The organism is Agrobacterium sp. MS2 (genome assembly GCF_003261015.1).
In the GTDB taxonomy this organism is placed as follows: Bacteria; Pseudomonadota; Alphaproteobacteria; order Rhizobiales; family Rhizobiaceae; genus Agrobacterium; species Agrobacterium pusense.
The window spans coordinates 206,705-218,800 of sequence record NZ_QLNF01000012.1; the positions used below are offsets into that span (position 1 = coordinate 206,705).

Annotated in this window: 12 protein-coding genes; 3 read left to right on the forward strand and 9 right to left on the reverse strand. The window is 59.4% G+C overall.

The window, feature by feature from the left end; genetic code table 11:
- Nucleotides 1–211: 211 nt before the first annotated feature.
- Nucleotides 212–541: a hypothetical protein gene (locus tag DOU54_RS05680; protein WP_113380543.1), complete on the forward strand. Its 330-nt coding sequence runs from the start codon at nucleotides 212–214 to the stop codon at nucleotides 539–541.
- A 55-nt stretch (nucleotides 542–596) separates the two neighbouring features.
- Here DOU54_RS05680 and DOU54_RS05685 read toward each other — a convergent pair whose 3' ends face one another.
- From DOU54_RS05685 to DOU54_RS05695, 3 genes are read right to left on the reverse strand one after another with little or no spacing between them, the layout of a single operon-like run.
- Nucleotides 597–1,529 (reverse strand): DMT family transporter, encoded by a 933-nt coding sequence (locus DOU54_RS05685; RefSeq protein ID WP_004442314.1) that lies wholly within the window; start codon nucleotides 1,527–1,529, stop codon nucleotides 597–599.
- 50 nt (nucleotides 1,530–1,579) lie between these two features.
- The gene (locus tag DOU54_RS05690; protein WP_113380544.1) at nucleotides 1,580–2,248 is read right to left on the reverse strand and encodes a DsbA family oxidoreductase; all 669 of its coding nucleotides are present in this window, start codon (nucleotides 2,246–2,248) and stop codon (nucleotides 1,580–1,582) included.
- Between the two features lie 39 nt (nucleotides 2,249–2,287).
- A complete protein-coding gene (locus tag DOU54_RS05695; RefSeq protein ID WP_113380545.1) occupies nucleotides 2,288–4,135 on the reverse strand; it encodes an extracellular solute-binding protein in 1,848 nt (615 codons plus the stop codon).
- Nucleotides 4,136–4,442: 307 nt separating this feature from the next.
- Between DOU54_RS05695 and DOU54_RS05700 the strand changes: the two genes are divergently transcribed.
- Nucleotides 4,443–5,099 carry an invasion associated locus B family protein gene (locus DOU54_RS05700; protein WP_004442311.1) on the forward strand — a complete coding sequence of 219 codons (657 nt, stop codon included), beginning with the start codon at nucleotides 4,443–4,445 and terminating at the stop codon, nucleotides 5,097–5,099.
- A gap of 102 nt (nucleotides 5,100–5,201) precedes the next feature.
- On the opposite strand, the gene hspQ is transcribed toward DOU54_RS05700, so the two are convergent.
- The 4 genes from hspQ to DOU54_RS05720 form a co-directional block, all read right to left on the reverse strand.
- A complete protein-coding gene (gene hspQ, locus DOU54_RS05705; protein ID WP_004442310.1) occupies nucleotides 5,202–5,531 on the reverse strand; it encodes a heat shock protein HspQ in 330 nt (109 codons plus the stop codon).
- 87 nt (nucleotides 5,532–5,618) lie between these two features.
- On the reverse strand, nucleotides 5,619–6,539 hold the full coding sequence (locus DOU54_RS05710; protein WP_113380546.1) for a DMT family transporter: 921 nt from the start codon (nucleotides 6,537–6,539) through the stop codon (nucleotides 5,619–5,621).
- Nucleotides 6,540–6,638: 99 nt separating this feature from the next.
- Entirely contained in the window at nucleotides 6,639–8,048 is a 1,410-nt protein-coding gene (gene glnA / locus DOU54_RS05715) for a type I glutamate--ammonia ligase (RefSeq protein WP_004442307.1), read from the reverse strand.
- Between the two features lie 70 nt (nucleotides 8,049–8,118).
- On the reverse strand, nucleotides 8,119–8,457 hold the full coding sequence (locus DOU54_RS05720) for a P-II family nitrogen regulator (protein ID WP_003515720.1): 339 nt from the start codon (nucleotides 8,455–8,457) through the stop codon (nucleotides 8,119–8,121).
- 357 nt (nucleotides 8,458–8,814) lie between these two features.
- Here DOU54_RS05720 and DOU54_RS05725 point away from each other — a divergent pair, with 357 nt between their 5' ends.
- Nucleotides 8,815–10,290: an NAD(P)H-hydrate dehydratase gene (locus DOU54_RS05725; protein WP_113380547.1), complete on the forward strand. Its 1,476-nt coding sequence runs from the start codon at nucleotides 8,815–8,817 to the stop codon at nucleotides 10,288–10,290.
- Between the two features lie 237 nt (nucleotides 10,291–10,527).
- Here the strand turns inward: DOU54_RS05725 and DOU54_RS28370 are convergent, their stop codons facing one another.
- Together DOU54_RS28370 and DOU54_RS05735 are read right to left on the reverse strand one after the other, a co-directional pair.
- Complete coding sequence (locus DOU54_RS28370; RefSeq protein ID WP_004442297.1) at nucleotides 10,528–11,568, reverse strand: GlxA family transcriptional regulator; 1,041 nt, start codon at nucleotides 11,566–11,568, stop codon at nucleotides 10,528–10,530.
- Nucleotides 11,569–11,839: 271 nt separating this feature from the next.
- Entirely contained in the window at nucleotides 11,840–12,058 is a 219-nt protein-coding gene (locus tag DOU54_RS05735; protein WP_113380548.1) for a DUF1127 domain-containing protein, read from the reverse strand.
- Nucleotides 12,059–12,096: the final 38 nt, after the last annotated feature.

Sequence of the window (12,096 nt, forward strand, 5' to 3'; positions counted from 1 at the left end):
ATCTCCCCCCTTGAGGGGGAGATGCCCGGCAGGGCAGAGGGGGTAAAGCCACACCCACCTTTGGCCACTCACAATGCCCCACGCGGCTCAGCGAAAATTACCGCAATGTAACGAAACGGACATCTACCGGTATTCTTCGCAGGCGTAATCTCATCCTCATACCCGGTGCGGCGGATGAGTGGATGCCGCCGGGTGATGAAGGAGCAGGACGATGTGGACCAATATCAACAGGTTTGCCACCGCTGGTCTGGTTGCCTTGACAATTGCGGGCACCACAATTGCCACCACCAGTCAGGCGGAAGCGCGCAATAATTTCGGCCGCGGCCTTGCCGCCGGTATTGCCGGCACGATCATTGGCGGAGCGCTGATTGCGGGTGCAAGACACCCGGGCTATGCCTACGGCCCCGCCTATTACGCGCCTGCTTATGCTACGCCGGCTTATGGCCCGCCGGTCGTTTATGAACCCGTCTATCCCCGCTGCCATGTGGCCTGGAGACAGAACGCCTGGGGCGACATGTATCGGGTCAGGGTTTGCAATTGATTGAACGCCGGACCGGCGGTGCCTGAAGCGCCGCCGGTTTTTTCGCTCTCTGGGGCTAGTGACTGTCTTCCGGCGTAATACCGACAGCCACGTTCTGGTCTGTCGCGGCGATGGAGGCGGGCAATGGCACCTTTCTCTGTTTCTCGCGGAGCAATGTCAGCAGGCCGGATCCGACGATGAGGGCAATGCCGATCAACATCCAGCCGTCGATACGATCGCCAAAAATCAGATAACCGAACAGGATGGCCCAGAGCATCTGGCTATATTGCGTCGGGCCGATCATGGCGGCGGGCGCATATTGGGCGGCGTACATGACCAGAATGTTGCCAAGCGCGCCGAGCAGGCCGTATCCTGCCAGCAGCAGCCATTGTTCGCCACCCGGCATGACGAAGCTCGGCACCATGGCAACGCCGCTGATGACGAGACAGCCCAGCACGCCCGCACCATAAAGCGAAACATTCTTTTCCGATGGGCCCATGGCGCGGAAGATCACGATGCTGAGCGCGCCGCTGAAGCCGGCGATGATGGCGCCCAGATGGCCTATGCCCAGTTCACGGAATCCGGGCCGCAGGATGATGAGCACACCCAGAAAACCGATGATGACGGCCGACCAGCGGCGAATGCCCACCTGTTCCTTGAGAAACATCACCGACATGATGGTGACGAAGGACGGAAGCAGGAAGATCAGCGCGAAAGCTTCCGCCATGGAAAGATGGGTAAAGGCAGTCACGCTGCCGACAGCGCCGGTGCCGGCCGAAAAAAAGCGGATGATCCAGAGCGGCCGGTTGGTTGTTTTCACCACATCCAGCCAGCTGTCATTGCGTTTGCGGATGAAGGGCAGGGCGACGAGGCCGAACAGGGCTCCGAAGAAGGCCGATTCGATCGGCGAAATCTGGCCTTCAATGAGTTTAACGCTGGCATCGCTCCAGGCATAGGCAGCGAAGGCTGCAAAGGCGAGCAGAATGCCTTTCAGGGTCTGGTCGGACACGGAAACACCGGCAAAAATCGAGTTGTTGAAAACCGCCGGTGGTTTGACCGTCAGTTCATCGATCTATGCTCGTCCGCCTTGATTTTTGCAATATCCCGCAATGCAGCAATCAGGACATCGGGTGTTTGTGCACCGCTTATGGCGTATTTCTGGTCGATGATGAAAAAGGGCACGCCGGCGACACCCATCTGCTGGGCGGCATCGATTTCAGCGACGACCGTATCCTTGTCCGCGTCCGAAGCCAGCAGCCGCTCGACGACTTTCGCATCCATGCCGGCCTTTGCGGCAACGTCGACCAGCACGGCATGATCACCGATATTGCGGCCTTCCTCGAAATTGGCCTTGAACAGGCCGGTCACGACGCGTTCCTGGACGTCGCGGCCTTCGGAATGGGCCCAGAGCGACAGGCGATGGGCATCGAGCGTGTTCGGCCCGATCTTGATCGCGTCGAAATCGTAGGTAATGCCGACTTCCCTGCCGAGCTGAACCAACGTGGCATGGGCCTGTTCCAGACGCTCCTTGCCGAGCTTTTCCTCGAGAGCGGCTTTCTGGTCGACTCCTTCCGGCGGATAGTCCGGGTTGAGGCGGTAGGGACGCCAGTTCACGTCGACGCTGATTTCATCCTGCACCTCGGCAATGGCGAGATCGAGCCGGGCCTTGCCGAGATAACACCACGGGCAGACCATGTCCGATACGACGTCAACAACGATGCGTTCCATGGCTGATGTTCCTTATATGATAGACATGACGGTGGCAGGTTATTGCGCCCGCGCGTCCCACCAGGTCTGTTTCTGATTGCCCTGTATTGGAGTGATATCCGGGCGGTCGATATATTTCCAGCGGGCGACCCATTGGGCGCCGATGTAATAGAGCGGAATGATATAATGTCCCGCCACAAGCAGGCGGTCATAAGCGCGCACGGCCGCCTGGAAATCTTCCGTCGAGCGGGCCTGCAACAGCGCCTCTATCATCCGGTCTATATCGGGATTGGCAACACCTGCATAGTTGAAGCTGCCCTGCGCATCACGCGAGAGCGAGTTCCAGCGGTTCAGCTGCTCCATGCCGGGCGAAAGCGACGAGGGCAGGGAGCGGATGATCATGTCGTAATCGAAGCTGTTCGAGCGTGACTGGTATTGCCCGTCATCAACCGAGCGAATGCCCATGGCGACGCCGATCAGGTTCAGCGAACGCTGATAGGCGAGCGCGATACGCTCCTGCGCCGGGTTCTGCGTCATGATTTCGAAAGCGAGCTGGCGGCCATTGGCATCGGACATCCTGCCGTTCTTGATGCTGTAGCCAGCCTCTTTCAGCGTGTCGACGGCCATTTTGAGCACCTTGCGGTCGGCGCCCGTGCCGTCCGTGGTCGGCAGCGCATAGGTGCCGGCCAGAAGCTCCGGCGGCATGGACTTTGCCGCGTCACCGAGCAGCGCCAGTTCGCGCGCGTCGGCGGCGTTGCCATAGGCGCCGAGCGGCGAGTTCTGCCAGTAGCTCTGCGTCCGCTTGAAGGAGCCGCCGAGGATGTTTTTGTTCATCCACTCGAAATCGAAGGCATAGGTAAGGCCTTCGCGTACCTTTTCGTCAGCGAAGACGGCGCGGCGGGTGTTGAAGACGAGACCGAACATGCCGGTCGGCAGGCGCGGCTGGAACACGTCCTTGACGATATCGCCGCGATGCACGGCGGGGAAATTATAGGCCTGCCCCCAGTGGGAGGTATCGGAGGTGCCATTGATGGCATCGCCTTCCGGGTAGATGTCGATATCGCCCTTCTTGAAGGCCTCGAACATGGTCGTGACCTGAAGGAAATAGGTGATGCTGATCTCGTCGTAATTATCGAAACCGACTTTGCCGGGAATGTCCTTGCCCCAGTAGTCGGGGTTTCTCTCCCAGATGATTCGTTCACCCGGGCGCAGCGTCTTGATTCGGTAAGGGCCGGAGCCGACAACCGCACCGAGGCCCGCCTGCTCGAATTTTTCCGGATCGGTCGCGTGTTTCGGCAGGATCGGCGTTGAAGAGGCGAGGATGAGAGGCGTTTCGCGATTCGCCTTTTCGTTGAAGGTGAAGCGCACGCTGTGTTCGCCGGTCTTCTCCATCTTGGCTACGCCGTCGAGACGGCTGTTGAATGGCGGGCGGCCCTTTTCCTTCAGGAGATTGAAGGTGAAGATCACGTCATCAGGCGTTACCGGCTCGCCATCCGACCATTTCGCCTTGGGGTTGATGTTGAACTGAACGAAGCTGCGCTCGTCGTCCCACTCCACGGTTTCGGCGAGCAGCCCATAGAGGCTAAAGGGCTCGTCGCTGGAGCGAGACATCAGCGGCTCGTAAAGAAGATTGCCGAATTCCGGATCCCAGACGCCGCGGGCGGTGGTGCGCATTCCCTTGAGAACGAAGGGGTTCAGGCTGTCGAAGGTGCCGACCACGCCATAAGAAATGCGGCCGCCTTTCTTCACGTCCGGATTGACATAAGGCAGGTGTTGGTAATCTGCGGGAAGCGCTGGCGTGCCATGCATCGAGATGGCGTGCAGCGGTTGCGCTACCGCACTCCCGCCGGGAAGCAGGGATGATCCCAAAAGAAACAATGCGGGGATGAGGGCCGCAAGGTTGCGCATGTCACTGTCCTGTCTCAACTGTCCGTCCGATGTGCGTCAGGACCGTTTATCGTAATGATTCTGGCAGATATGTAGCACACGGACATTGCATGACCCATGCAAGCGCGGGAAATCTTGGCTCCGCTCAAGAAAAAGTTAAAGAAGTGCTGGATATCGCCGCGAACGGCATGTAACAGGGGGACCGGAAGAGACGGGTCACGCATTTGCCTCATTTAAACGACAGTTGAACGGGCAGAAGGATACCGCCATCGACGAACAGGACCTTGAGCGGTTCTGTTCTGGCAGACATTCAGGAGACGGAACTCTTATGATGCACAAGGCAAACACATTCACCCGGACGGCTCTGTCCGCTCTGGTCCTCTCTCTCGGCGCTGTGTCCGCTCCGGCCATCTCGCAGGCGCAGGATGCTGCTCCGGCTGCTCAGGGCGCTGGCGCTCCGCCGCTCGGCTGGTTCAAGACCTGCTCCAAGCAGGAAGACAACGATGTCTGCGTTGTGCAGAACGTGGTTCTCGCCCAGAATGGCCAGATGATCACGGCCGTTGGCCTCATCACCGTTGAAGGCAAGGTCAACCGCAAGCTGCTGCAGGTTTCCGTTCCGACCGCGCGTCTCATTCCTCCGGGTGTGATGATGCAGATCGATGGCGGCAAGGGTCAGAAGCTCGATTACGCCGTTTGCCTTCCCGACAAGTGCACGGCTGAAGTGCCGCTGACGGACGCCATGATCGCTTCGCTGAAGAAGGGTAGCGAGGTGGTCTTCACCTCCATCAACTTCCGCCGCGCGCCGAACCCCATCAAGATCGCGCTTTCCGGTTTCACCGGCGCTTATGACGGCCCGGCAATCACCCAGTCGCAGCTGGCCGAAAGCCAGCGCAGCCTGCAGGAAGGCATGCAGAAGAAGGCGGAAGAAGCTCGCAAGAAGCTCGAAGCTGCTCAGGATGCTGCCAAGGGCGCGCCGAAGCCCTGATTGCCGCGCAAGCTTCAAAAAAACAGAAAACCGGTCTGGCGACAGACCGGTTTTTTTATGCGTGCTCGATATCCCCGGGAGGAGGGAGATGCTTGGCGGGCGTCAGTGCGCCGTGGACATTTTCGGGCGCCATTCGCCGTTCGGCGCCTTGTCAAAGATGCGGCCGATGTTGGGATTTCGGAGCGGCGTCTCGTTTTCGTCGTGGACGAGGTTCTGTTCGGAAACATAGGCGACATATTCCGTCTCCTCGTTTTCGGCGAGAAGATGATAGAAGGGCTGGTCGCGTTCCGGCCTGATTTCCGCGGGAATGGCGTTCCACCATTCCTCGGTATTGGCATATTCCGGGTCCACGTCGATTACCACACCGCGGAACGGAAACACCTTGTGGCGAACGATCTCGCCAAGCGTGAATTTTGCGTTTCTTTGTTTCATGGCATGTACTTCCTTTCCCAATACTAGTTGGTATCGGAACGCGAAATATCAAGACCTGGCGCTTTGACGCCGCTCTGCCGTTCGTGTTCAGCGCCCTTTGCCGATCGGCGCGGTGGCGATGATGACGCCGCCGGTGACCAATACGATGCCGATGGCATGATAGGTCTCGAAGGATTCGCCGAGAAACACCGTCGCCATGAGGATCGAGACCGGCGGCATCATGTACAGCGTAATTCCCGCCGTGGCGGGACCGAAAACGCGTACCGTGTGGGTAAAGCAATAAAAGGCCAGAAGTGAGGCGAACAGGATGATGCCGCCGATCTTCGCCCATGCAACAGGCGTGGCAGGCAGCATGCCGCCCTGTGCCAGTTCCAGTGCTGCCGGCGGCAGAAGGACAAGCGCGCCGGAAAAAGCAATCAGTCCGAAGAGACTGAAGGACGCCATCTGCCGCGCCGCCGGATCGCGCAGCAGCAGCGAATAGATCGCAAAGGCAATGGCCGCTGTCAGGATCGCGAAATCGCCGATGTTGAAATTCATGTGCCGGAGAGCGGCGATATCGCCCTTGAGCACGATGGCGGCGACGCCGGCGAAGGCGATAATCATGCCCGCCACTTCAAGCTTGCGGATCGGCCGGCCCTGAAAGATGCGCTGGAACAGAATGATGAACAGCGAGGAGGTGGTGTAGATCAGCGTGCCGTTGGCGGCCGTGGTCATGGTGAGGCCCCAATAGACCACGCCGCCGCAGATGCCCATGCCGAGAATGCCGAGGACGAGCCAGAGCAGCGTCTTGTGCCGCACGAAAGCAAGGCAGTTGCGCCAGTCGGCGATCATGAAGGGCGCGATGATGAGGGTCGAGCCGATCCAGCGGATGAAGGCGGCGATGAAAGGCGAGACCTCACCGACGACGCCGCGGCCGAAAACGACGTTGCTGGCGAAAAAGAAGGGAACGGCCAGAAAGATGAGCCAGTCCGTGAGGCGGGTTTGCTGCGTGGCTGGCGTGTTCGGCATTCTTCACGGTCAGGGTTGAACTTCAAAAGAAAACGGCGGCTTTCCGGGGAAAACCGCCGCGATGAATGGAGCGCCCCGGTGGAGCGCCCGCAGGGCCGATCAGGCCGAGTAGTACATGTCGAATTCGACCGGGTGAGGGGTCATTTCGAAACGCATGACTTCCTGCATCTTCAGTTCGATGAAGCTATCGATCTGGTCGTCGTCAAACACGCCGCCTGCGGTCAGGAACTTGCGGTCCTTGTCGAGGCTTTCCAGCGCTTCACGCAGCGAACCGCAGACGGTCGGGATCTTCTTCAGTTCCTTGGCAGGAAGGTCGTAAAGGTCCTTGTCCATCGGCTTGCCGGGATGGATCTTGTTCTTGATGCCGTCGAGGCCGGCCATCAGCATGGCCGCAAAACCGAGATAGGGGTTTTGGGTCGGGTCCGGGAAGCGGACTTCGACGCGCTTTGCCTTCGGGTTGGAGCCGAAGGGGATACGGCAGGAGGCGGAACGGTTGCGCGCGGAGTAGGCGAGCAGAACCGGCGCTTCATAACCCGGCACCAGACGCTTGTAGGAGTTGGTGGTGGGGTTGGTGAAAGCGTTGATCGCCTTGGCATGCTTGATGATGCCGCCGATGTAGTACAGGCAGGTTTCGGAAAGACCGGCATATTCATCGCCTGCGAAGGTCGGCTTGCCGCCCTTCCAGATCGACTGGTGAACGTGCATGCCCGAGCCGTTGTCGCCGAAGATCGGCTTCGGCATGAAGGTTGCCGTCTTGCCATAGGCATTGGCGACCTGGTGCACAACGTACTTGTAAATCTGCATCTTGTCGGCGCTGGAGACCAGCGTGTCGAACTTCACGCCCAGCTCGTGCTGTGCGGCAGCCACTTCGTGGTGATGCTTTTCAACGACGACGCCCATTTCGGCGAGAACCGTCAGCATTTCGGAGCGCATGTCCTGCAGGCTGTCGATCGGCGGAACGGGGAAATAACCGCCCTTGACGCGCGGACGGTGGCCGAGGTTGCCGGTCTCGTAGTCGGTGTCGTCATTGGACGGCAGTTCGGACGAATCGAGCTTGAAGCCGGTGTTGTAGGGGTCTGCCTTGTATTTCACGTCGTCGAAGACGAAGAATTCAGGCTCGGGACCGACGAAAACCGTGTCGCCGATACCTGATGCCTTGAGGTAGGCTTCGGCCTTCTTGGCGGTGCCGCGCGGGTCGCGGTTATAGGCTTCGCCCGAGACCGGGTCGAGAATATCGCAAAGGACGACCAGGGTGGACTGGGCGAAGAACGGGTCGACATGGGCGGTGGCCGGATCTGGCATCAGCACCATGTCGGACTCGTTGATGGCCTTCCAGCCGGCGATCGAGGAGCCGTCGAACATGACGCCGTCGGCGAACATGTCTTCGTCGACGCATACCACGTCCATGGTGACGTGCTGCAGCTTGCCCTTGGGATCGGTAAAGCGCAGGTCCACGAACTTGATGTCGTTATCCTTGATCTGCTTCAAGATATCGTTTGCGGTCGTCATTTAAACTTTTCCTTGAGTGTGATGATGACGAGGTGAAAACCCAAGCCTCCCCGGCTCGGGACTTTTTTAATTATATGGCGTCCACGCCTGTTTCACCGGTACGGATGCGGATGACTTCCTCGACATTGGAAACGAAAATCTTTCCGTCGCCGATGCGTCCGGTCTGCGCCGCATTGCGGATCGCCTCGATGACGGCTTCCGCATTCTCATCCGCCAATACGACTTCGACTTTCACTTTCGGCAAAAAGTCCACGACGTACTCTGCACCGCGGTAGAGTTCCGTGTGGCCTTTCTGACGACCAAAGCCTTTTGCTTCCGTGACCGTGATTCCCTGAAGTCCGACTTCCTGAAGGGCTTCCTTCACTTCGTCGAGCTTGAAAGGCTTAATGATCGCTTCGATCTTTTTCATGAGAAAATATCTCTCCGCTTCTCCCGTTAAAGCAGGTAACTCCCGCTCTGCCACAAGAATGCACGTATTGTGCCAGATCGGAAGCGGGCTTGAAGAAAAAACTTCGCCCCGCGGCCTTTCCCGCACAAAATGCATTCGCTTTTCGCGGTTCTACCGGCAATTCGTCACTAGAATCCGAAAAATCCATCAGCATTTCTGCGGTTTTCTTTAATATTAGAAATTTTTAAAATTCGATTATGCTGTGGTCGCGGGTTGAGCTATTGCACATATTATATGCATTTGAGTGTTTTTTGGTCTCCGAATTTTGCTTATTTTTGTATCGATTGCCTTTCCTGCGTTTTGAAGGAATGATGGGGCATGACCTCCATTTCCGAGTTCCTCCTTATCGACCCGGCTGTGATGGCGCGCATCGATGCGGCAGCCGGCCAATCCGGCATCCCGCTTTACGATTTGATGGAGCGTGCGGGGCAGGCGGTGGCTGCTTCGGCGCTTCGGCATTACCCGCAGGCGCTGCGCTTCGTCGTCCTGTGCGGCAGCGGGAATAACGGAGGTGACGGTTATGTTGCGGCGCGGGCGCTGGCGCAAAGCGGCGCTAAAGTCGTTGTCCATCACCTCGGCGATATCGGCCTTCTCAAGGGGGGTGCACGCGTGGCCTTGGAGCGGAGCGGCGTGACGCCGCTGCCGCTTGATGCCTATACACCTCTTTCCGGCGACGTGGTGATCGACGCCGTGTTCGGAGCCGGGCTGTCCCGCGATGTTCCGCCGGAGTTAGTCCGGCTGATGGAGGCGGTCATGCAGGCGAAGGTGCCGGTTCTTGCCGTGGATCTGCCCTCGGGGCTTTGCGGCCGGCGTGGCGTGGCGCTTGGCGCATCGTTCAGGGCGGAGCGCACGATCACCTTCATGGCGCGCAAGCCGGGTCATCTGCTGATGCCGGGGCGGGAGCTTTGCGGAGCGCTGGAGGTTTTCGATATCGGCATACCGTTGCGTATCCTCGATGCTCATAGGGGATCGGTGGCGGAAAATAATCCGTTTGTCTGGCGGGATGCCTTGCCGCGCGCCGGTATGGAGACCCATAAATTCCGCAGGGGGCACCTGACGGTCTTCTCGGGCCCCGCCCATGCGACGGGTGCTAGCCGCATGACCGCGCTTTCAGCGCTGAAGGCGGGGGCGGGGATCGTTACTGTCGCAGCGCCGAAAGCGGCGCTCGACGTGCTGTCTGTCACATTGACGGCCGTGATGAACGTTCCGATGGACAATGCCGACGATCTGCGCGTGTGGCTTGACGATGAGCGTCACGGCGCCTTCGTTCTCGGCCCGGGCTTCGGCGATCTCGAAAAGGCGCGGCAATTCGTGTCGCTGCTTGGCGACAAGTCGGTGGTGCTGGATGCCGATGCGATCACGGCCTTCAGGGATGATACGGATGTCCTGTTCGAGCGTATCACTTCCGGTGCGGGCAAATTCGTGCTGACACCGCATGAGGGCGAGTTCGCCCGGCTGTTTGCCGATCTGGCGGCCGATGGGAGGCTGAGCAAGATCGAGAAGGCGCAGGTCGCTGCGGCGCGCAGCGGCGCGGTTCTGGTCTATAAGGGTGCGGACACGGTGATCGCTTCGCCCGATGGCCGGGCGCTGGTCAATACGAACGCCCCGGCGAGCCTTGCGACGGCGGGATCGGGTGACGTTCTGGCCGGTATCATCGGCGCGCTATTGGCGCAGGGCGCACCTGCCTTCGAAGCGGCTGCAGCCGGGGTCTGGTTGCATGGCGAGGCGGGCGACAGAGCGGGCGCCGGCATGACGGCGGAGGACCTCGCCAATGCGGTTCGGCCGTTTGTGTGAATTTGTCTGATTTGCTGGCTGCTCCCTGAACCTGCGATCTTACCACAGTTCCATCATCCGCACTTCGTCACCCCGGACTGGATACGGGGGCCAGCGCGATCAGGTCCTTGATCGCGAAATACTCTTCTCACGGCGCAGACACGCCGTGAATGGATGCCGGATCTAGTCCGGCATGACGGAGGACAGGTTTTTGCTCTGAGACAAGTTCTGTCGCGTTCGGGACCTTCAACTCCGCCTTCAATGGGCGGCCTTGCCTGCCTGGCTCGCCATTGCCATGCGCGAAGCACTGATCAGCAGCTTGCGCTCGGCGCGCTCCTGCTGCGGGGTGCGATTGTAGATTTCGCGATAACACTTCGAGAAATGCGACGCTGACACGAACCCGCAGGCGACGGCGACTTCCACCACCGGCATGGCCGATTGCACCAGCAGGTGACGGGCGCGGTCAAGGCGGATTTCAAGGTAGTAGCGGGCGGGCGAGCGGCCCATTTCCTGGCGGAAGAGGCGTTCCACCTGCCGGCGCGACAGATCGGCGGCATCGGCGATATCGAGCAGCGACAGCGGCTCGGCAAGATTGCCTTCCATCAATTCGATGATCGACAGGACCTTGCTGTTCTGCACGCCGAGGCGGGCGCGCAGCGGCAGGCGCTGGCGGTCGTTGGGGCTGCGCACGCGGTCGGTCAATTGCTGTTCGCAGACGCGGTTGACGAGGTTCTCGCCGAAATCCTGGCCGATCAGGCTCAGCATCATGTCGAGCGAGGCCGTGCCGCCGGCGCAGGTATAGATGTTGCTGTCGACTTCGAAGAGATCTGCGTAGACTTCCACCTGCGGGAAGGCTTCGGAAAAGCCGGGCAGGTTTTCCCAGTGGATCGCGCAACGTTTGCCGTTGAGGAGGCCAGCCTGCGCAAGGATATGGGCGGCGGTACAGAGGCTGCCGATGGCGATACCGCGATTATAGGCTTCGCGCAGCCAGGCGTTGACCGATTTGTTGATGTGTTGATCCACATCGATGCCCGAACAGATGATTGCCATTTCCGGGCGGTTTTCGCCGCTGACGTAACGCCGCTCATCTGCAAGACAGGTATCGGCCTCAAGACAGATGCCGCTCGAGGACATGACCTTCTGGCCATCGAGCGAGGCGATGCGCCATTCGTAGGCCTGGTAGCCCAACATTCGGTTGGCGATGCGAAGCGTTTCAACCGCTGCGGCGAAGGGCAGCATGGTAAATTGCGGAATGAGAAAAAAGACGATTGAGCGCTTCTTCTGGGAGTTTCTGCTCATTTGCCCGTGCTCCGTTGCGAATACGCAATTCCTCCCTTGGAATTGGTCTTCTGGATGTCCTGTATGCGACATCTTTAACGAAAAATACGCCGTGGAATCGGGGCTGTCAAAAAATAGCTTTTGAAATATGCAAATTTTGCGACAAGCCTTTTTAAAGGGCGTCGCGTCGCATGTAAAACAGGCAGGCCAATTTACGCCCGGGGGCCGCCATTTACCCGCAGAGGGCGATGGCTCGCGGGCGTAAGAAAGGCTGCGAGCCATCGGCCGGCGGTCATTTGCGAGTGACGCTTCTGCCGTAGTTGTCGGTTGTGGGCCATCCGATATCCTTCAATGTTTCAGGCGGGAGCGCTTCCAGCGCGCGGAGCATCCTCGCACGGCGCCATGACGCATAATGGGAGGCGATATTGCCCGACAGGCGCTGCAGCCAGCGGGCGGATGACGGGCGATGCGGGGAGCGGTTCGCCGCGGGCAGGTAATGTATCATGGTCATGTCTTCATCCTTTCCTGAACCACGATTGATGTGAGGAT